Here is a 19612-nt window from a genome sequence, read left to right as displayed (position 1 = left end):
AGATTGCCCCACAGCTTCACCCAGATTTCGCTGCGGATGTCGTCGCGCACCGGCACCTGCAGCCCCGCCTTGACCATCTCCTCGGCCAGAAGCGTGACCCGTTCGCTGCGCACACCCGAGGGTTCGCCGAGCGAGAAGCGCTTGCCCTCGACATGGCGGATGAGGCCCGGCGCATCGACTTCGACGGCGGGATAGACGACCGAGCCGATGACGCGCTGCGGCCCGATCCGCTGCCAGATCGCGCCACCGGGATCGACCGCGCTCAGCCTGGTGCCTTCGAGCGGCCCGCCGACGCCGTGGAAATACCACCACGGCACGCCGTTCTGCATGGTGACGACGGCGGTGTGCTGCCCGAGCAGCGGCGCGATCTGGTCAAGGGCCGGGGTGAGGGAATGGGCTTTCAGCGCCAGCACGACATAATCCTGCACGCCAAGTTCCTCGGCTTTCGCGGCGGCCCGGACGGGGACGGACGTCTCCTGGCCATCCTCGATCAGGCGCAGGCCGTTCGCCTTGATCGCTTCCAGATGCGCGCCGCGCGCGACGATCGAAAGATCGGTCCGCCCAGTGATTGCCAGCTTGGCTGCGAGATAGCCGCCGATCGCGCCGGCGCCGAAGATGGTGATCTTCATCGTCAAAGTCCGAGTTTGGCGGCAAGGCCGATGCGCTGCAATTTGCCGGTCGCGCCCTTGGGGATCTCGTCCAGGATCAGGATCTTGCGCGGCACCTTGAAGTCGGCAAGCCGCGTCGCGGCATAGGTGCGGATGTCGCCCTCGGTGGCGCTGATGCCTTCGCGCAGCACCACCGCCGCCGCCACCTCCTCGCCCAGCTTGTCATGCGGCATGGCAAAGGTGACGACCTGCGCCACCGCTGGATGGTCCATCAGCACGTCGTCGACCTCGAGCGGCGAGATCTTTTCGCCGCCGCGGTTGATGATCTCCTTGAGCCGTCCGGTGACCCTGAGATAGCCGTCCTCGTCCAGCACGCCCTGGTCGCCGGTGTGGAACCAGCCATGCGCGAAAGCCGTGGAATTGGCATCCGGGTTCTTCTCGTAGCCCACCGTGACGTTGGGCCCGCGAATGACGATCTCGCCGGTCTCGCCGGCTTTCAGCAACCGCCCGTCGGGCGCCATGACAGCCACGTCCGGGCCGGCGGAGGCACCGACGCTGCCCGGCTTGCGCTGGCCCGGCGGCAGCCGGTTCGACGCCATCTGGTGCGCCGCCTCGGTCATCCCGTAGGATTCGATCACCGGGCAGCCGAAAGTCGCCTCTAGTTCGGCCATCACCTGCGCCGGCAGCGAGGCCGAGGACGAGCGGATGAAGCGCAGGCGCGCTGCCGCCAGCACCTCGGTGTTGCGCGCCGCCCTGGGCAGGATCGCCTGATGCATGGTCGGCACCGCCGTGTACCAGCTTGGTCGTGCCTCGCTCAGCCACTGGAAGAAGCGCAGCGCGTTGAAGCCGGGCGTGCAGTAGATGCTGCCGCCTGATGCCAGCGACGACAGCACGGCCGCGATCAGGCCGTGAATGTGGAACAGCGGCATGATGTTGAGGCAACGGTCATCGGCCGTCAGGCCAAGTGTCGCGCCGATATGGGCTGATGAGGCCGCGATGTTGGCATGGCTGAGCGGCACCAGTTTTGGCCGCGATGTCGTGCCCGAAGTGTGCAGCAACAGCGCGATGTCATTATCCCGCGCCATGTCGGGCGCCGCTTGCGGTCCGATCGCCGCGCCCTCGATCGTGAAGCTGCCGGCTGGTGTGTCCGGCTGCACGACAAGCCGCAGCACGCCGATGCCGAGGCGCTCGGCAACCGTCACCGCCGGTCCGGTCTCGCCTTCCGCGACAAGGATCGCCTTGGCGCCGATGTCGGTCAGGTAGAAATCGAGCTCGTCGGCCCGGTAGGCGGGATTGAGCGGTGCCGTCGAGGCGGCGGCTGCCACGGCGACGAAGGCGGTGGCCATCTCGGGTCCGTTCGGCAGCACGATCGCCACCCTGTCGCCTCGGCCGATGCCGCGCGCATGCAGCTGTTTTGCCGTGTCGGCGATCAGGCCGCGCAGTCCGCCATGGGTGAGCGTCGCCCTGTCGGGTGCCAGGATGGCGGGCGCATCATCGGCGCCGGCGGCGAGGCGGCGGGAAAGCCCAGGAGAATTTGCGATACTGGCCATGATCACCGACTATCTTTCCAACCCGTCAAAATCCAGCCGCGACACGCATATGTGATGCCACGGCAGACTGGGTCTATATCAATATCCAAGCGCCAAGCCATCCTTGCGCGGATCGGAAGCGCCGGTCAGCGTGCCCTTCTCCCAGTCGATCAGCACCACTTGCCCGCCGCCTAGCGGATGATGCGGCTCGGCTGTGCGATGGCCACGTCGGCGCAGGCCCTCGATCGCCTCGGCAGGAACGTTGCGCTCGGCCTCAACAGTGTCGTCATTGTAGAACACCCTGGGCGCATCCAGCGCCTGCTGCGGATCCATGCCGAAGTCGATCATGTTGGTGAGCAGGTGGACATGCCCGAACGGCTGGTAGCCGCCGCCCATGACGCCGAACGGCATCACCACGCGGCCGTTCTTCGTCGCCATGCCGGGCATGATCGTGTGCATCGGCCGCTTGCCGGGCGCGATCGCGTTCGGATGTGCCGGGTCGAGGCGGAAGCTCGAACCGCGGTTCTGCAGCACGATTCCGGTCTTCGGGCCGACGACGCCGCTGCCGAACGAATAATAGGTCGAGTTGATGAAGGAGACCGCGTTGCGGTCGCGGTCGACGATGGAGATGTAGACCGTGTCGCTGCCGGGCAGCTCCACGCGCGGCAGATGCGTCATGGCACGTTCGCGGTCGATCTCGGCGCGCAGCCGGTCGGCATAGGCGCCGGACAGGAGTTGCTTGACCGGCACCGGAACACGGTCCTGGTCGCCGACATAGCGGTCGCGGTCGCGATAGGCCAGACGCCCGGCTTCGATCTCCAGATGCAGGCGCTCGGCGCCATTGGGGTCGAGCTCGCCAAGCTTGAAGCCCGACAGCACGTTGAGCATCAAAAGCGCCGTCAGGCCCTGATTGTTCGGCGGCATCTGGTGGATATCATGGCCGCCATAGGAGGTGCTAACCGGCGCCACATAGTCGCCTCTGGTCGCCGCGAAATCCTCGGCCGAGTGCAGCCCGCCCAATTCATTGAGCCGGCGCACTATATCGTCGGCGACAGCGCCTTCGTAGAAACCGGCCCGGCCGTGTTTGGCGATGATGCGCAAGGTCGCCGCCAGTTCCGGCTGCCGGTGGACGTCGCCGGCTTTCGGCGCGTTGCCGCCGGGCAGGAAGATGCGCGCGGCATGCTCGTCGGCCGAAAGATCGGTCTCCGGTTCGGCCCAGTCGAAGGCGACGCGGTCATGCACGACATAGCCGTTCTCGGCATAATGGATGGCCGGCGCCAGCGCCTCGGCAAGGCCTTTGCGGCCATGGTCCTCGAGCAGGCGGCTCCAGGCATCGACGGCGCCCGGCACGGTGACCGCATGCGGACCCTGCAGCGGGATGCTGTCGAAGCCTTTTTCCAGATACCAGTCGACCGTCGCCTTGGCCGGCGCGCGGCCGGAGCCGTTGAAGGCCAGTACATTGCCTTGCCCCCCGGGAGAATAGAGCACGAAGCAGTCGCCGCCGATGCCGGTCGACTGCGGCTCGACCACGCCCTGCACGGCGGCGGCACAGACCGCGGCATCCATGGCGTTGCCGCCGGAGCGCAGCATCTCGATTGCCGCAAGGGTTGCAAGCGGATGCGAGGTCGCGGCAACCGCCTCGGTGGCACGAACCGGCGAGCGGCCGGGAAACTGGAAATCACGCATTCTGTCTGGATATCCCTGGTCACGTCTGCGAATTGGTCATCTGAAATCAATGCCGCCGCCCGAAGATCTGCGCAACCGACAACAGCACGACCGAGAGCACGATCAGGCAGGTGGAGATGGCGGCGATCGTCGGGTCGATCTGGTCGCGCAGCGCATTGAACATGCGGCGCGTCAATGTCGTGGTCTCGCCGCCAGATATGAACAGCGAAACCACCACTTCGTCGAAGGAGGTGATGAAGGCGAACAGCGCGCCCGAGACGATCGAGAAGCGGATCTGCGGCATGGTCACCTGCCAGAAGGCGGCGACGCGTCCGGCGCCGAGGCTGCGCGCCACGCGCTCCTGGTTCATGTCGTAGGAGCGCAGTCCCGACAGCACGGTCAGCACCACCAGCGGCAGCGCCTGCACCGTGTGCGCGATGACCAGGCCGGTCAGCGTGTTGTTGAGCCCGATGCGCGCATAGAGGAAGAAGGTGCCGATGCCGATCAGGATCACCGGGACGATCAGCGACGCCGTCAGCAGCGCGTTGATGGTGCCGTTGAAGCGCAGCGTGCCCCGGTTGATGGCATAGGCTGCGGCAGTGCCGAGCGGCGTCGCCACCAGCACCGTCGTAACAGCCACCTTGACCGAGACGATCGTGGCGTCGCGCCACTCCAGTGACCCGAAATAGGCCTGGTACCAGCGCAGCGACCATTGCTGTGGCGGGAATTGCAGCAGCGTCGAGTCCGAAAACGACATGATGACGATGATGATCGACGGCGCGATCAGGAACAGCAGCACGAGGCCGCCGAGGCCGTAGAGCCACAGACGTTGCCGGTGCGAGATCGGCAGGCCGATATCCTCGCTCATCGCGAACTCCACACACCGGTGGCGCGCGCGCCGAGCAGCCACTGGAACAGGCCGAGAAGCGCTAGCGTGACCACCAGCAGCACCACGCCAAGTGCCGCACCCGCGCCCCAGTTTGAATAGAGGCTGGTGGTCTGCTCCATGCGCATCGCCCACATGATCACCTTGCCGCCGCCCATCAGCGCAGGCGTGACGAAGAAGCCCAGGCAGAGCACGAAGACGATGACCACGCCCGAGGCGAGGCCGGGCAGCGACAGCGGAAAGAAGATCTGCCGGAAGGTGGCGACCGGGCCGGCGCCGAGGTTCATGCCGGCGCGCAGGCAGTCGGTGTCGATCGTCTTCATCGAAGCGTAGAGCGGCAGCACCAGGAACGGCAGCAAGATATGCGTCATGCCGATGACGACGCCCGACAGATTGTTGGCGAGCGACAGCGGCTGGTTGATGACGCCGAGGTCGATCAGCCAGCTGTTGATCAGGCCCTTGCGCTGCAGGATCACCAGCCAGGCATAGGTGCGCACCAGAACCGATGTCCAGAACGGCAGGATGACAAAAATCAGGCAGATCGACGCCGCCCGGCGCGGCAGCTGCGACAGCATGTAGGCCAAGGGATAGCCGAGCAGGACGCAGGCGCCGGTGACGATGAAGGCGACCTTGAAGGTGGTGACGAAGGTCTTGATGTAGGAGGCCTGCTCGAAGAAGCGCGCATAATTGGCGGCGCTGAAGCCGCCGGCCTCGTCGAACAGCGACAGCCAGAACAGCCAGCCGATCGGCACGATGATGATGGCGAAGACCAGGAACAGGCTTGGCGACAACAGCGCCAGCAGCCGCAACGACTCGCGCCGCGCGTCAGTGCGCAGCGCCTGCGCGTTCAGGGACTGATCCGCGCGGCCAGTCTCTTCCATGAGGGCGGGTTGCGCGCTCATCAGTCTGATGCCACCAGGATCGTGTCCTGAGCATCGAGGCCGAGGCTGACCGGCTGGCCGGGAGCCGGCATTTTCGCCAGCACATCGCTGCGGCAATAATCGCGCAGCGTCAGCTGACGGCCATCGCGCAGCACCGCGTAGCAGACGAAGCTGTCGCCCTGATAGATGATGTCGCTGACTGTCGCCTCGAGCACGTTGACGCTGTTTGGCTGTTCGGCGTTTGCCAAGAGCCTCAGCTTTTCCGGCCGCACCACCATCAGGTGCTGGCCTGCCGCCGGCACTGCCGCTGCGGTGTGGATTCTCCGGTCCTCGTACCAGACGGAGCCGTTGCGGCACTCGACCGGAATGAAATTCGATTCGCCGATGAAGCCGGCTACAAATCGCGTCTGCGGCCTGGCGTAGAGGGTTTCGGGCTTGTCGAGCTGTTCGATGCGCCCGGCGTTCATCACTGCGATGCGGTCCGACATGGTGATGGCTTCGCGCTGGTCGTGCGTGACATAGACGGTGGTCATGCCGAGCCGCCGGTGCAGCGCGCGCAGCTCGATCTGCATGTGCTCGCGCAGGCCCTTGTCTAGCGCCGACAGCGGTTCGTCCATCAGCACGATGCGCGGCTCGAAGACGATGGCGCGCGCCAGCGCGACACGCTGGCGCTGGCCGCCGGAGAGCTGGTCGACCCGGCGCTCGCCCAGTCCCTGCAATTTCACCAGATCGAGCGCCTTCTCGACACGCTCGGCCGTTTCGGTGGCTGCGACGCCGCGCTGCTTCAGCGGAAAAGCGATGTTGTGGAAGACGTTCATATGCGGAAACAGCGCGTAGTTCTGGAACACCATGCCGATGTTGCGCCTGTGCGGCGGCGTGGTGATGATCTCGTCATTGCCAACCTTGATGCTGCCGGCATTGGCCCGCACAAAGCCGGCCAGGATCATCAGCAGCGTCGTCTTGCCGGAGCCGGAAGGGCCGAGCAGCGTCAGGAACTCACCGGCCTCGACATCGAGGTTGAGGTCGCGCAGCACCGCTACGCTGCCAAATCGTTTCTCGATGCCGCGCATGCTGATCGGCAGCGCGGATGGCGCAATGGACAAGATTTTTCTCTCCTTAGGCGGCAAACAAGAGGTGGCGAGGCAGGTGCAGGTTGCGCCGCCTCGCCGTGAGCTTCCGGCCGCAGCCTATTGCTGGATCAGATTGTTGAACTTTTCTGTCGCCTCGACCAGGGTGTCGCGCCAGAACTCGGCATCCTGCAACACTTGCTTCTTGACGTTTTCGGGCGCCGAATTGATGTCCTTGATCCTGTCCTGCGGGATCTTGCCGGTCTCGAAAGCCTTCTCGTTGACAGGCCCATTGTCGACATAGAGCGGCAGGTTGGCCTGCAATTGCGGGCTGACGAACATCGCCAGCGCCTTCATCGCCGCTTCCTTGTTCTTCGCGCCCTTGGGGATGACCATGCAGTCGGCGGTCAGCACGCCCTGGTCGAACGAGAAGCTGACCGGCGCGCCTTCCTTCTTCAAGGTGCCGGCGCGGCCGTTCCAGATGCTCGCCATATCGACTTCGCCGTCCTTCACCAGCTGCATGGCCTGGGCGCCGGAGGTCCACCAGGCGTCGACATGGCCACGGATCTTGTCGACGGACTTCAACGCGCCGTCGATATCGACCGGATAGACCTTGTCGATCGGAATGCCCTCGGCCAGTGCCGCGACGCTCAGCGTTTCGGTCGACTGGCTGCCGCTCAGCGCGCGCCGTCCCGGGAATTTTTCCACGTTCCAGAAATCGGCCCATGTCTTCGGGCCTTTGTCGCCAAAAACATCGGTCCGGTAGATCAGCACGACCGAGGTGTAGGAAATACCGACCCAGTCGTCATGGACAAGCTTCGGGTTGATGCCGCTCTTGTCGATGATGCCGTAGTCGAGTTTCTCGAACAGCCCTTCCTTCGAGCCACGCGCGCATTCGTCGGCGCCAAGTTCGGTGATGTCCCATTTCACCGCATTGCCGGTCACCTGTAGCCGCACGTCGTCGAGGCCGTTGGTGGTGTCTTCCTTGATGGTGATGCCGAGCGCGTCGGCGGTCGGCTTGAAGAACGCCTTGGTCTGCGCCTCCTGGTAGGTGCCGCCCCATGAGGCGACTGTGATGGTGTCGCCCGCCATGGCGGGGGCCGCGAACGACGCCATGAGGGCGGCAACCGCAACAACGCTAACGCTTCTGGTCCTGTTCATTTTTCGGCTCTCCAACCGGTGTTCCCATTGTTTTTGATTTCGCATGCTATTTTGTATACAATTTTGAGTGTAGCTTAGGGATCGTTGATGTCAACACCATCCGGCGCGATCGAATCTACGCGTTTCGCGCCGGACAAGGTGGCGAGGGACGACCTCGCCGGGGGCGTGGCAAATTGCGCCGACAGCGGCTACAGCTATGCGTGTTCCGGCTGAAAGGCCGGAGAAGTGGGAAGGGAACCTTGGCCAAGGAAACCAAAAATACGCTGCGCGACTCGGTCTACTCCGCGCTCAAGGCGATGATCGTGACCGGCCAGATCCCGCCGGGTTCGCGCATCACCGAAAACGACATCGCCGCGAGACTGACTGTCAGCCGCACGCCGGTGCGCGAGGCCTTCAACCGCCTCGAGCGCGACGGCCTGGTCACCGGCCGGCCGCGCCAGGGCTATGTCGTCACCGAGTTCGACATCAACATGTTCCGCGAGGCGTTCGAGATCCGCGAGCTGCTCGACGGCCATGCGACGGAACTGGCGGCAGCGGCGGCAACGGAGGCGGACAAGGCGCGGCTGCGCGCCATGCTGGCCGAATGCGAGCGGCTGGCCGCCATTCCGGAGCGCACCAACAGGGAAAAATTCCAGGAACTGGAAGTCGGCATCGACCTGCACCGCGTCATCGCCGAAATCAGCGGCAACGTGATGCTGCACGGCATGCTGTGCGGCATCCTCGACAAGTGCCAGCACTATGTCTGGACGGAACTGCTCTGGCTGGACGAATGGAAGATCGCCCGCGACGAGCACGCTGAAATCGTCGACGCCATCTGTGCCGGCGACGCTGCCAGAGCCGGCACGCTGGCGCGCGCCCATGTGCGGGGATCGCGAGACAACGTTTTGCGCCTGCTGCAGGCCAAGTCGGACTATCGGAACTTTCTGGCCAAGGCGTCGTGAGGGGCGAGGAGCTTGGGCGAGGCCTGCCCGCCGACAGACCCTGACGACAAGCGCCTTTGAGCCTTCAGCCCTTGCGCTCCTGAAGGCTGTTGCCGCCGTCGACCACCAGCAGGGCGCCGTTGACATAACTGGCGCCTTCCGAGGCCAGGAACACGACCGCAGCGGCAACCTCATCCGGCCGCCCGGCCCGCGCCGGCGGCGTATGCAGGGCGGCTTGCCGCTCCATCTCGCTCGACGAACCCGTTTCGATCCAGCCGGGGGCGACGGCATTGGCCGTGATGCCGTTTTTCGCCACTTCGAGCGCGAGTGCGCGCGTCAGGCCCACCATGCCGGCCTTGGCGGCGGAATAGGCTGATGTGCCTTCGAAGGACACCAGTGGCCCGGTGACCGACGCGACATTGACGATGCGCCCGTAGCCCGCGTCGACCATCGCCGGCAGAAACGCCTTCGTGACGAGGAATGCCGTCTTCAGGCTGACGTCGATCCCTTGGTCCCAGTCGGCCTCGGTCATGGCGAGAAACGTCTTGTCGACCGAGGGTGATGCCAGCGAGCCCATGCCGGCATTGTTGACCAGGATATCGACGGCGCCGACATCATCCCGCAACCGCGCGACATCAGCAGCAATGGTGAGATCGGCGACCACGGCCTTGGCATCGATGCCCTCGGCACAAAGCGCAACGGCGCGATCGAGCACACGCGCACTGGCGCCGGTGAGAAGGACGGCATGCCCGGCTTGGCCAAGTTGGCGGGCAATGGCAAAGCCAATGCCATCGGCCGCACCGGCTCCGGTGATAAGTGCGCGCCTGATGCTGGTAGGAGGCATGGTCAAATCAGGCTCCGCTGGTATCCGCCTGTCCTGCGAATGAGACAGCAGCGGTCGCAAATCAACGAACCATAGCCCATGGATGATTTTGGCGCGCCCGAAGAGATTCGAACTCCTGACCCCCAGATTCGTAGTCTGGTGCTCTATCCAGCTGAGCTACGGGCGCGCAACAGGCCATGCTTTCCATGACCCCGCGAGCCGATCGTGAACGACCGACCGCGACGAGACGTGTTCCCTAGCGACTGAATTTCCGAAAAGCAAGCCGATCCGGTAAAAGTTTTGTCGCAGGCGTGTCATCCGGCGATGACGGGCCGTTTGCCCGGCGCATCGTAACAGCTCGGCGTGGCATGTCCGGGCTCTGGATTGTCTCCAGTCCGTGCGGTTCTCTTTGCCGGAGCCGCTTCGGCTATATGCATTCCAAATTCGAAGGCTGGGTAGGCGCGGATTGCCGGGCGAAACAGCCCAACCCTATCATGCCGGGCGGCGCAGGCCGTTGCGGGCCTGGTCGAGCCGGACCGGCTGGTCGGGGATGGTGACCGCGAATGTGGTGCGCCCGCCAATGCTCTCGACCAGTTCCACCGTGCCGCCATGCGCGCGGATCAGCTCGTGCGCGATCGCCAGGCCAAGGCCGGTGCCGCCGCTACGGGCCGAGCCGCGGAACGCCGCGAACAGGTTCTCGCGCGCCTTGGGTGGCAGGCCGGGGCCGGTGTCGCTGACGGCGATGCGGCTGACGCTGCCCAGGCGCACGGCCGACACCGCCAGGCGGCGCACCAGGGCGCTTTCACTGTCTGCCGCCATTGCCTGCACCGAGTTGCGGCACAGATTGGTGAGCACGCGGAACAGCTGGTCGGAATCGGCGTCTACCTCGAAGGCCGGCTCGACGGAATTGACGAACTCGATGCCTTGCTCGATGTCGAGCAGGCCGTGCACGTCCTCGACCAGTTGGCGCAGCCGCAAGCGTCGGCGCGCCGGTGGCGGCTCCTGGGTGCGGCCATAGGCGAGCACGCCTTCGGAATAGGAGACGGCGCGGTCGAGCGCGCGCAGCAGTTTCGGCGCGAAGGCCTGCACGGTCGGGTCCTTGACCTGGCGCAGGCGGTCCGACATCAGCTGCGCCGAAGCCAGGATGTTGCGCATGTCATGGTTGATCTTGGAGACGGCGAGGCCAAGGTCGGCAAGGTGCTTCTGCTCGGAGAGCATTTTCTGCAGCCGCTCCTGCATCTGCGACAGCTCGCGCTCGGCGACGCCGATCTCGTCGGCGCGGGCGGCCGGATGGATGATGCGCCCGGGATCGTCGGGGGCTTCGGAGAAAGACAGCATCGAGCGCGTCATCGTCCGGATCGGCCCGATCATGATCAGGTCGATGGCGGCATAGACCAGCATGGCGGTGAACAGCGAGATCAGCAGCGAGACAAAGGCGACGTTGCGGGAATATCGCAGCATCGCATTGCGCAAGCTGTTGTCCGGCATGATCAGCTCGAACTCCTTGTCCGAGTCGCCGACCGGGCCGAAGACGCGGAGCATCCGGCCGCCGCCGAAAAACAGCGTGTCGAGCGCGCCGGTCATGCCCTTGATCATGCCGATCGAGGCGATATCGATGTGTTCGTCGACCTTCGGCGGCATTTCGGCCACCACCAGCAGCCGCGAGACGCCGCCGTCGCGCACGGCGATCGCCTTGGCGCCGATTGCCATCAGCACGTCGTTCTGCGCCGTGCGCGACAGCGAGGTGGGTTCACCCTGCACCAGCACGATCGACACAGCCGCCGCCGTGCTCAGCCGCTCCTTCAGCCAGTTCAGCCGGTAGCTGGCGATCCAGGGCAGGAAGATCAGCACTTCGGCCAGCAGCACGAAAGCAATGGTGAGCAGCAGCAGCTTGGTCGATAGGCCGCGCGACAGCGGCACCGTGCGCACGATGGCTGGCTCCGCCGTGCCGATCGTTTCCTGCGCTTGTATGGTTTCGCTCATGCGGTCCATGTCTTCACAATCACTTGATCAACGCAGATTAGGCGATTACGGCTTTTTTGCCAATTTCATCCTTGGTCGGAAACATAAACCGACCTGAACGACGCCCGGCTTCGGCCCGACGACTCCGGATTGACTTCCAAAAGCCTTCTTTCTATAAGCCCGCACACGCTCGGGCCATTCGTCCCGGCGCGGTTTCGATCGCGCCAAAGCCGGCCCGGCAAAGCTCCTGTTACACAGTGACAGAATCAAGAAGGGCCGCACCCCGCGGTATTAAAACAAATGAAGCGTACCTACCAACCGTCTAAACTCGTCCGCAAACGTCGGCACGGCTTCCGTGCCCGCATGGCCACCAAGGGTGGTCGCGGCGTCGTCGCAGCTCGCCGCAACCGCGGTCGCAAGCGGCTCAGCGCCTGAACGGAAGACGAGATCGTTGCCCGCATCCGGCAAGCCAGTGGGACCAAATCCCAAGCGGCTTCTGAAGCGCGCGGAATTCCTGGCCGTCCGTCGTGGTGAAAAGCGACGCGGGCGGCTTTTTCTCGTTGAAGTTCTCGACCGCGGCGACGGCCTGTCGCCGCGCGTCGGCTACACCGTCACCAAGAAGGTCGGCAATGCGGTTGTCCGCAACCGCGTCCGGCGGCGGCTGCGAGAGGCTGTCCGTACGCATGCGGCAAGTGACATGGCGCCTGGCAATGACTATGTCATCGTCGGGCGTGAAGACGTGCTTACCATTCCGTTCGGCCAGTTGAAGGCCGAACTCTCCCGCCGACTGCGCGGAACACGATAGGCCAAGGGCTTTCGATGGAAAACAACCGGAACTTCTTCATCACCATCGCGCTGTCGGTGCTGATCCTGGCGGTATGGCAATATTTTTACGTGTTGCCGCGCAGTGAGGCGCAGCGCGAAGCGGCCCGCGTCGAACAGCAGCGCGTCGAAGAGCAGAAGAAGGCCGCCGGCACAAATCCCGGCACCGACACCGGAACGCCCGCCGCACCTGGCGCCATTCCGAACGCACCCGGTACCGACGCCGTGACGCCGGCCGGCCGCGAACAGGCACTCGCCACGACGACCCGCGCCAAGATCGATACGCCAAGCCTCGAGGGTTCGATCAACCTGACCGGCGCCCGTCTCGACGACCTCAAGCTCAGGCACTATACCGAGACGGTCGACAAGAATTCGCCCGAGATCAGCCTGCTCAACCCGGCAGCACTCCCCAATGGTTACTATGCCGAGATCGGCTTCGTCGGCAACGACAAGACCGGCGCGGTGCCTGGTCCCGAGACCGTGTGGGTCGTCGACGGCAATGCGACGCTGACGCCGACAACCCCGGTCACGCTGACCTATTCGAACGACAAGGGCCTGACCTTCAAGCGCACCTTTTCCGTCGATACCAACTACATGTTCACGGTGTCCGACACGGTGCAGAATTCGGGCACGGCCGCTGTCTCGCTGTCCAATTACGGCCGCGTCACCCGTTTCGACAAGCCGGCCGTTGCCAGCACCTATGTGCTGCATGAGGGCCTGATCGGCTTCACCGGCACCGAAGGCCTGCAGGAACACAAATACGCGTCCATCGAGAAGGACAAGCAGTTCACGCCGGGCAAGTCGACCGACGGTTGGCTCGGCATCACCGACAAATACTGGGCGGTGACGCTGGTGCCGACCGAGAAGCAGCCGTTCCAGCCGCGCTACGCCTATTTCGAGGATGGCCGCCATCGCTACCAGTCCGACTTCCTGACCGACCCGATCACCGTCGATGCCGGTCAGTCGGCGACGGTGGAGAGCGAAATCTTTGCCGGCGCCAAGGAGGTCGGCAAGATCAACGCCTATGCGGAAGACCGCCACATCAAGCGGTTCGACCTGCTGATCGACTGGGGCTGGTTCCACTTCATCACCAAGCCGATGTTCTGGCTGATCGACACGCTCTACAAATTCTTCGGCAATTTCGGCCTGGCGATCCTCGCCACCACCGTCATCGTCAAGGCCATCTTCTTCCCACTCGCCAACAAGTCCTACGCGTCGATGGCGAACATGAAGAAGGTGCAGCCCAAGATGCTCGAGATCCGCGAGAAATACGCGGATGACAAGATGAAGCAGCAGCAGGCGATGATGGAGCTGTACAAGACCGAGAAGATCAATCCGCTTGCCGGCTGCTGGCCGGTGGCGCTGCAGATTCCGGTCTTCTTCTCGCTCTACAAGGTGCTCTACATCACCATCGAGATGCGGCATGCGCCGTTCTTCGGCTGGATCCAGGATCTGGCGGCACCCGATCCGACGTCGATCTTCAATCTGTTCGGCCTCGTTCCGGTCACCTTGCCGCACATGCTGATGATCGGTGTCTGGCCGCTGATCATGGGCGTCACCATGTTCCTGCAGATGCGCATGAACCCGACGCCGCCGGATCCGACGCAGGCCGCGATCTTCACCTGGATGCCCGTCATCTTCACCTTCATGATGGCGGGTTTCCCGGCCGGCCTGGTCATCTACTGGGCCTGGAACAACACGCTGTCGATCCTCCAGCAAGGCGTGATCATGAAGCGCCAGGGCGCCAAGATCGAGCTGTGGGACAATCTGATCGCACTGTTCCGAAAGAAACCGTCACCGGCGGAATAGAAGGCGTTGCCTTTGCGAAATCAAAAAAGCCCCGGTTCGCCCGGGGCTTTTTTGTTGAACGGACCCTTTCATCACGTTCCCGTGACCGGCGAAACTAGCGCCCCGCAAGCGGCGTGACTGCGTGTGCGTTTCCAAAGGCTATCAATTCCGATCAGCCCTCACCCGGAGGAAGAACACATGCGCTTGCCGTCATTCAGGACCGTCGCCATTTCCGCACTTGTCGCCGGCGTGGCGATTGCCGCTCCCGCCTATGCCAAGAACCCGAACGTTGGCGGCGCGCCGATGTACACCACCAAGAACATCGTCGAGAACGCTGTCAATTCGAAGGACCACACGACCTTGGTCGCCGCCGTGAAGGCGGCCGGCCTTGTCGACACGCTGCAGGGCGCCGGTCCGTTCACTGTCTTCGCGCCGACCAACGCAGCCTTCGCGGAGCTGCCCAAGGGCACCGTCGACACGCTGCTGAAGCCCGAGAACAAGGACCAACTGACCAAGGTGCTGACCGCTCATGTCGTGGCCGGCAAGATTTCGGGCGCCGAAATGATGAAGAAGGCCAAGGCAATGGGCGGCAAGTACGAGATGAAGACCGTTTCCGGCGATACGCTGACCGCCGAAGTCAAGAAGGGCAAGCTCTACATCATGGATGAGTCCGGTGGCGAGGCCAAGGTGACGATCGCCGACGTCAACCAGTCGAACGGCGTCATCCATGTCGTCAACAAGGTGTTGTTGCCAAAGTAACGGCTTCCGGCGAGGGGATACAGGCAGAACCGTTGGGGCTTTCTCGGGCCTGCCGTCCTCACCTCATGACGAGGCGCCATATTTCTTGGGAAGCCGTATCTGCCGGGGTCCTGTAGTCCCTCACAGGGCCCCGGTTTCTTTTTGGCCGCGTCGCCCGTTACTCCATGACGGCGCTGTGATCGATCTTGGCCGGTGTCGCCGGCTTGCGCAGCAGGAGAACCAGCGGAATGGCGGCAAGCGACAGGATCATCATCAGCTTGAAGTCGTTCATGTAGCTGATGATCGTCGCCTGCAGAGTCACCACGCCGTCGAGCGCGGCACGGCCGGCGGCGCTGTAGGGGTCCATCGCCTGGAAGATCGCCGGATTGCTGAACGCTTGGTTGTAGGGCGTCACATAGGTGGCGATGTTGGCGTGGTTGATCTGCACGTTCTGCGTCAACAGCGCGGTGACGACGGATATGCCGACGGAGGAGCCGATGTTTCGCGACAGATTGTATAGGCCAGTGCCTTCCGCGCGCCGCTCCGGCGCCAGCGTGGCGAAGGTGATGGTGGTCAGCGGCACGAACAGGAAGCCCAGGCCCGCGCCCTGGATGAAGCCGGTGCTGATGATCGTCCATTGCGAGACATCAGGGGTCCAGCCGGTCATGTCGTACATCGCCCAGGCGGTGACCAGCAGGCCGGTCAACAGCAGCCAGCGCGTGTCCACCTTGCCGATCAACCTGCCGACCAGGAACATGCACGCCATGGTGCCGAGACCGCGCGGCCCCATGACGATGCCGGCCGTCACCACCGGATAGCCCATCAGCGTCTGCAGATAGGGCGTCATCAGGGCCAGCGAGGCCAGATAGGTGATGCCGATGATGAAGATGAAGATCATGCCGACGGCGAAGTTGCGGTCGAGGAAAAGCCTCGGGTTCACGAACGTGTTGCGGGCGGTGAAGGTGTGAACGAGGAAGATGTAGAAGGCCGACGTGCAGATCAGCGCCTCGACGATGATCTCGGAGGACGAGAACCAGTTGAGCTGCTCGCCGCGATCGAGGAACATCTGCAGCGATGCGATGGTGACGCTGAGCATGCCGAAGCCTAGCCAGTCCAGCCTCGCCTTGAGATCCGTCTTGGTTTCCTGGACGAACATCGACACGCCGGCGAAAGCCAGGGCGCCGATCGGGACGTTGATGTAGAAAACCCAGCGCCAGCTGACATTTTCGGTCAGCCAGCCGCCGATGACCGGCCCGAGCACCGGCCCGACCATCACGGAAACGCCGAACAGCGCCATCGCCGAGCCGCGCTCTTCGACGCTGTAGATATCGAGCAGGATGCTCTGCGCCAGCGGCACCAGGGCGGCGCCGAACAGGCCTTGCAGCAGGCGGAAGCCGACGATCTGCGGCAGCGACTGCGCGAAGCCGCACAGCACCGACGCGACGACAAAGCCGGTGATGGATATCAGCAGGATGCGCTTGCGGCCGAAACGATTGGCAAGGTAACCTGAAGGCGGCGTCATGACGGCCGCAGCCACGATATAGGAGGTCAGCACCCAGTTGATCTGGTCGGCGCTCGCCGAAACGCTGCCCTGGATATAGGGCAGCGCCACATTGGCGATGGTGGTGTCCAGCGCCTGCATGATGACGGCCAGGATCACGCAGGCGGTGATGGCGCCGCGATTGGCGATCACGCCACCTGTCGCGGACGCGCCGGTCATGATTTTTGTCCGAACCGGTTGATAAGATCGGTCACGAAGTCCGGCAGGCCGCGCGCATGGCCGGTGTCGATGCCGACCACGACGCTCATTCCGCCACGCAGCGGCGGCTTGCCCCGGAGATCATCGACCGTCACGCGCATCGGAATGCGCTGCACGACCTTGACCCAGTTGCCGGTGGTGTTCTGCGCCGGAAGCAGCGAGAAGCTCGACGACGACGCCGGGCTGATCGAGGCGACCGTGCCGTGCCAGACGGCACCCGGATAGCTGTCGACGCTGATCGTCGCTGTCTGTCCCGGCCGCACATAGGTCAGTTCGGTTTCCTTCGGCTCCGCCGCGATCCACAAATCGGTCGCCGAAATCAGGCTGAACGCCGGCTGCGAAGCCGGCAGGTACTTGCCAACCTGAAGCGCGTCGACATTGGTGACGATGCCGTCGAATGGCGCCTTGACGATGGAATCGGCAAGATTGCGCTGGGCGTCGTCCACCGCAGACTGGGCTTGCAGGTAGAAGGGGTTCTTCTCCACCGGCTGGCTGGCGTCGCCGCCAAGCTGGGCAAGCGTCGCCTGCGCCTGCGCCTCGGCAACGGACACTTTCTGGCGGGCGGCAACGAGATCGTGCTGGGCGCTGTCGAAGGTCGCCTTGGAGGAGGTGGAGGTCTTGAGCAGGTCCTGCTGGCGCTGGAAGGCGGCCTCGTAATAGGGGATGTCGGCCTGCGCCTGCTCGATCAGCGCCTGCGACTGCTGGTAGCTCGCCTGCAAGGTCAGCACCTGGTTGCGCACGGTCCCGAGCTGCGCCTGGGCCGCGGCAAGAGCGGTTTCGAAAGAGGCCGGCCGCAGCCGGAAAAGCACCTGGTCCTTCTTCACCGCCTCGTTCTCGTGAACATCGATCTCAAGCACGGTGCCGGAGACATCGGTGGAGACGCCGAGCGACTGCGCCTGGATGTAGGCATTGTCCGTCGTCATCAGCTGGCCGCCGACAACGTAGTAGTAGCCGCCGACGACCAGCGCGACCGGAAGCAGGGCAAACAGGATCGGCCGTGCCCGGCTGCGCTTGGGCTTGACCGGCGCCGGAGGCGCCACCGCAACCGTGGCCTGCCGGGGCTCTTTGGACGGAGCCTCGAGTGCCGCCGGCGCCAGGGCGACTGGTGCTTCCAGTTCGTCGTCGACGACGGTGTTGGCACGTCTCTGTTCGCGTTCGCTGTCCAGCCGGATGATCTGGTCACTCGCCCGGTCAGTGGAGGATCCGTCTTCTTCGACAGGCTTCTTGGGTGAGGTTGATTCAGCCATGTATTTTCTCCCGGTCGACGGCTGGCTGGGCGCAAGCCGCGAGCAGATTGGATTTGATGAGGGACAGGGTTTGCAGCAGATGCAGCTGGGCATCGGTGGAAAGGCCGACAAAGGCCTCGTCACGCATTTTCTGGCCATTGCTGCGCATGATTTCGGTCAGCGGATGGGCTTGCGGCGTCAGGTAAAGCAGCCATGCCCGGCGGTCAGCGGGATTGGGCCGGCGCTCGACGAAGCCGCTTGCTTCCATCTTGTCGAGCAGCCGGGCGAGCGTGATCGGCGTGATCTCGATCAGGTCGGCGAGCTTGTTCTGGTGGATGCCTTCATGCAGGGACAGATAGGCCAGCACCTGCCACTGGGCGCGGGTCAGCCCCGACGCCCGCGACCGCTGCTCGAACCGCTTTCGAAACAGGCGCGCGACATCGTGCAGCACGAAGCTGATGTTGGGTGACGATGGCATGAGAGGTACTGGGGTTTTTCGGCGCGACTTTTAGTGAGCATGCTTATTATCATCATGCACATAATCCCGCTGGACGCGCTGCGCAAGACGGACTAAGCCCGCCTGGAAAAAATGACGCATGGGTTGCGACGCAACAAAAAGACCCGGTGACAGGCAGTTATCGGGCGAGGATATGACGATGAATTGGTTGAAGATCGCGACCGTGGCAGGCCTCGCAGCATGGCCTGGAATCGCGCTCGCAAAGGACGCCGTCAGCTGCGGCGGCGCCGCCATGCTGGGTGGCGCGCAATTGAACTGCAGCCACGTCGAACCCCAGGCGCCGCCTCAGTTTTGCACCTATAGCTGGGCTCTGCACACACCTGCCGGCGACCAGAAAATCGTCGAAGGAACCTTCATGCTGCCGCCCGGCGCCTCGAATGTCACCGTCTATCAGGGCAGCGGTTTCGACAGTGCGCTGTCCGATCCGATCGTCATCTGCCGCGGCGGCAAATGAGCAAAGCCGTCAAGGAAAGCTCGCTCGTCGGTCGATTGGTGCTATAGGGCGGATCACGCTATTTTGAATGAGCGCATTCAAGTTTCGGATGCGCCTGGCGGCCATTTCTCTGACGGATTTCGACATGGACGGACCCAACCCCAACATCAAGCACCCGATCCCGATGCACACCCGCGTCGGCTTTCTCAAGGGACTGGTGAACGCGCCGAACATCGAGATCGGCGACTTCACCTACTATGACGACCCCGACGGGCCGGACAAATTCGCTGAAAAATGCGTCCTGCACCATTATCCGTTCATAGGCGACAAGCTGATCATCGGCCGGTTCTGCGCCATCGCCGAGGGCGCGCGCTTCATCATGAACGGCGCCAACCACGCAATGTCCGGCTTTTCGACCTATCCGTTCAATATTTTCGACCATGGCTGGGAAAAGGGCTTTGACCCGGCGACGTGGTCGAAGGAGGTTCGCGGCGACACAATCGTCGGCAACGACGTCTGGATCGGCATGGAGGCGGTGATCATGCCCGGTGTGGAAATCGGCCATGGCGCTATCGTCGGTGCGAAATCGGTGGTGACGCACGATGTGCCGCCCTATGCGATCGTCGCCGGCAACGCGGCCAAGGTGGTAAGGATGCGTTTCGACGACCGGACGGTCAGGCGGCTGCTGGCGGTGGCGTGGTGGAACTGGCCGGTGGACAAGGTCAGCCGCAACCTCGATGCTATCCGGGGTGCCAATATTTCTCTTCTGGAGGCAGCAGCTTGAACGCTCTGAACAGCAGCATAATCGGCACCGAACTGTTTACACG

The 19612-nt window shown here is 63.8% G+C and carries 19 protein-coding genes and 1 tRNA gene; 7 read left to right on the top strand and 13 right to left on the bottom strand.

The features are described 5' to 3' along the window. The 7 genes from EN993_RS15630 to EN993_RS15600 all read right to left on the bottom strand — a co-directional run. Positions 1-629: 2-dehydropantoate 2-reductase (locus tag EN993_RS15630; protein ID WP_164757674.1), on the bottom strand; the 629-nt coding region annotated here is incomplete at its 3' end. Positions 630-631: 2 nt separating this feature from the next. Further along, positions 632-2158: an acyl--CoA ligase gene (locus EN993_RS15625; protein ID WP_109667366.1), complete on the bottom strand. Its 1527-nt coding sequence runs from the start codon at positions 2156-2158 to the stop codon at positions 632-634. A 78-nt stretch (positions 2159-2236) separates the two neighbouring features. Continuing rightward, positions 2237-3823 carry a gamma-glutamyltransferase gene (ggt, locus tag EN993_RS15620; protein WP_109667363.1) on the bottom strand — a complete coding sequence of 529 codons (1587 nt, stop codon included), beginning with the start codon at positions 3821-3823 and terminating at the stop codon, positions 2237-2239. A 46-nt stretch (positions 3824-3869) separates the two neighbouring features. Then, positions 3870-4670, bottom strand: a complete 801-nt coding sequence (locus EN993_RS15615; protein WP_126067129.1) for an ABC transporter permease — start codon at positions 4668-4670, stop codon at positions 3870-3872. Further along, the gene (locus EN993_RS15610) at positions 4667-5590 is read right to left on the bottom strand and encodes an ABC transporter permease (protein WP_127264023.1); all 924 of its coding nucleotides are present in this window, start codon (positions 5588-5590) and stop codon (positions 4667-4669) included. Before EN993_RS15610 ends, EN993_RS15615 begins: the two co-directional genes overlap by 4 nt. Continuing rightward, positions 5590-6672 carry an ABC transporter ATP-binding protein gene (locus tag EN993_RS15605; protein WP_127264021.1) on the bottom strand — a complete coding sequence of 361 codons (1083 nt, stop codon included), beginning with the start codon at positions 6670-6672 and terminating at the stop codon, positions 5590-5592. The genes EN993_RS15610 and EN993_RS15605 overlap by 1 nt, the downstream gene beginning before the upstream one ends. Positions 6673-6756: 84 nt before the next feature. After that, on the bottom strand, positions 6757-7797 hold the full coding sequence (locus tag EN993_RS15600) for an ABC transporter substrate-binding protein (protein ID WP_127264019.1): 1041 nt from the start codon (positions 7795-7797) through the stop codon (positions 6757-6759). Between the two features lie 239 nt (positions 7798-8036). Here EN993_RS15600 and EN993_RS15595 point away from each other — a divergent pair, with 239 nt between their 5' ends. Then, on the top strand, positions 8037-8738 hold the full coding sequence (locus tag EN993_RS15595; RefSeq protein WP_127264017.1) for a GntR family transcriptional regulator: 702 nt from the start codon (positions 8037-8039) through the stop codon (positions 8736-8738). A gap of 64 nt (positions 8739-8802) precedes the next feature. Here EN993_RS15595 and EN993_RS15590 read toward each other — a convergent pair whose 3' ends face one another. The 3 genes from EN993_RS15590 to EN993_RS15580 form a co-directional block, all read right to left on the bottom strand. Further along, positions 8803-9561 carry an SDR family NAD(P)-dependent oxidoreductase gene (locus tag EN993_RS15590; RefSeq protein WP_127264027.1) on the bottom strand — a complete coding sequence of 253 codons (759 nt, stop codon included), beginning with the start codon at positions 9559-9561 and terminating at the stop codon, positions 8803-8805. Positions 9562-9650: 89 nt separating this feature from the next. Next, positions 9651-9727 (bottom strand) — tRNA-Arg (locus EN993_RS15585). 305 nt (positions 9728-10032) lie between these two features. Continuing rightward, positions 10033-11523 (bottom strand): HAMP domain-containing sensor histidine kinase, encoded by a 1491-nt coding sequence (locus EN993_RS15580; protein WP_127264015.1) that lies wholly within the window; start codon positions 11521-11523, stop codon positions 10033-10035. A gap of 279 nt (positions 11524-11802) precedes the next feature. On the opposite strand from EN993_RS15580, the gene rpmH reads away from it, so the two are divergent. The 4 genes from rpmH (at position 11803) to EN993_RS15555 (ending at position 14871) form a co-directional block, all read left to right on the top strand. Next, the gene (rpmH, locus tag EN993_RS15570) at positions 11803-11937 is read left to right on the top strand and encodes a 50S ribosomal protein L34 (protein WP_008833937.1); all 135 of its coding nucleotides are present in this window, start codon (positions 11803-11805) and stop codon (positions 11935-11937) included. A gap of 16 nt (positions 11938-11953) precedes the next feature. Next, a complete protein-coding gene (rnpA, locus tag EN993_RS15565) occupies positions 11954-12307 on the top strand; it encodes a ribonuclease P protein component (protein ID WP_111545239.1) in 354 nt (117 codons plus the stop codon). A 14-nt stretch (positions 12308-12321) separates the two neighbouring features. Beyond that, on the top strand, positions 12322-14133 hold the full coding sequence (gene yidC / locus EN993_RS15560; protein WP_127264013.1) for a membrane protein insertase YidC: 1812 nt from the start codon (positions 12322-12324) through the stop codon (positions 14131-14133). Between the two features lie 177 nt (positions 14134-14310). Continuing rightward, positions 14311-14871, top strand: coding sequence for a fasciclin domain-containing protein (locus EN993_RS15555; protein WP_127264011.1), 561 nt, complete (start codon positions 14311-14313; stop codon positions 14869-14871). Positions 14872-15028: 157 nt separating this feature from the next. Here EN993_RS15555 and EN993_RS15550 read toward each other — a convergent pair whose 3' ends face one another. From EN993_RS15550 to EN993_RS15540, 3 genes are read right to left on the bottom strand one after another with little or no spacing between them, the layout of a single operon-like run. Then, entirely contained in the window at positions 15029-16570 is a 1542-nt protein-coding gene (locus tag EN993_RS15550; protein ID WP_127264009.1) for a DHA2 family efflux MFS transporter permease subunit, read from the bottom strand. Next, positions 16567-17856, bottom strand: a complete 1290-nt coding sequence (locus EN993_RS15545; protein WP_127264007.1) for an HlyD family secretion protein — start codon at positions 17854-17856, stop codon at positions 16567-16569. Before EN993_RS15545 ends, EN993_RS15550 begins: the two co-directional genes overlap by 4 nt. Then, the gene (locus EN993_RS15540; protein WP_127264006.1) at positions 17849-18313 is read right to left on the bottom strand and encodes a MarR family winged helix-turn-helix transcriptional regulator; all 465 of its coding nucleotides are present in this window, start codon (positions 18311-18313) and stop codon (positions 17849-17851) included. Before EN993_RS15540 ends, EN993_RS15545 begins: the two co-directional genes overlap by 8 nt. Positions 18314-18491: 178 nt before the next feature. Between EN993_RS15540 and EN993_RS15535 the strand changes: the two genes are divergently transcribed. Together EN993_RS15535 and EN993_RS15530 are read left to right on the top strand one after the other, a co-directional pair. Further along, complete coding sequence (locus EN993_RS15535) at positions 18492-18806, top strand: hypothetical protein (RefSeq protein ID WP_127264004.1); 315 nt, start codon at positions 18492-18494, stop codon at positions 18804-18806. Positions 18807-18930: 124 nt separating this feature from the next. Beyond that, positions 18931-19569 (top strand): CatB-related O-acetyltransferase, encoded by a 639-nt coding sequence (locus EN993_RS15530; protein WP_164757675.1) that lies wholly within the window; start codon positions 18931-18933, stop codon positions 19567-19569. Positions 19570-19612: the final 43 nt, after the last annotated feature.

Source organism: Mesorhizobium sp. M7D.F.Ca.US.004.01.2.1, from assembly GCF_003997785.1.
In the GTDB taxonomy this organism is placed as follows: Bacteria; Pseudomonadota; Alphaproteobacteria; order Rhizobiales; family Rhizobiaceae; genus Mesorhizobium; species Mesorhizobium loti.
The sequence above is the reverse complement of the archived record's forward strand: the minus strand, read 5'-3'. Positions and strand labels throughout refer to the sequence as shown.

Coding starts and splice junctions, on each gene's coding strand:
- EN993_RS15625 (WP_109667366.1), bottom strand. CDS start 2,158: ATGGCCAGTATCGCAAATTCTCCTGGGCTTTCCCGCCGCCTCGCCGCC.
- ggt (WP_109667363.1), bottom strand. CDS start 3,823: ATGCGTGATTTCCAGTTTCCCGGCCGCTCGCCGGTTCGTGCCACCGAG.
- EN993_RS15615 (WP_126067129.1), bottom strand. CDS start 4,670: ATGAGCGAGGATATCGGCCTGCCGATCTCGCACCGGCAACGTCTGTGG.
- EN993_RS15610 (WP_127264023.1), bottom strand. CDS start 5,590: ATGAGCGCGCAACCCGCCCTCATGGAAGAGACTGGCCGCGCGGATCAG.
- EN993_RS15600 (WP_127264019.1), bottom strand. CDS start 7,797: ATGAACAGGACCAGAAGCGTTAGCGTTGTTGCGGTTGCCGCCCTCATG.
- EN993_RS15590 (WP_127264027.1), bottom strand. CDS start 9,561: ATGCCTCCTACCAGCATCAGGCGCGCACTTATCACCGGAGCCGGTGCG.
- EN993_RS15580 (WP_127264015.1), bottom strand. CDS start 11,523: ATGAGCGAAACCATACAAGCGCAGGAAACGATCGGCACGGCGGAGCCA.
- rpmH (WP_008833937.1), top strand. CDS start 11,803: ATGAAGCGTACCTACCAACCGTCTAAACTCGTCCGCAAACGTCGGCAC.
- yidC (WP_127264013.1), top strand. CDS start 12,322: ATGGAAAACAACCGGAACTTCTTCATCACCATCGCGCTGTCGGTGCTG.
- EN993_RS15555 (WP_127264011.1), top strand. CDS start 14,311: ATGCGCTTGCCGTCATTCAGGACCGTCGCCATTTCCGCACTTGTCGCC.
- EN993_RS15550 (WP_127264009.1), bottom strand. CDS start 16,570: ATGACCGGCGCGTCCGCGACAGGTGGCGTGATCGCCAATCGCGGCGCC.
- EN993_RS15545 (WP_127264007.1), bottom strand. CDS start 17,856: ATGGCTGAATCAACCTCACCCAAGAAGCCTGTCGAAGAAGACGGATCC.
- EN993_RS15540 (WP_127264006.1), bottom strand. CDS start 18,313: ATGCCATCGTCACCCAACATCAGCTTCGTGCTGCACGATGTCGCGCGC.
- EN993_RS15535 (WP_127264004.1), top strand. CDS start 18,492: ATGAATTGGTTGAAGATCGCGACCGTGGCAGGCCTCGCAGCATGGCCT.
- EN993_RS15530 (WP_164757675.1), top strand. CDS start 18,931: ATGGACGGACCCAACCCCAACATCAAGCACCCGATCCCGATGCACACC.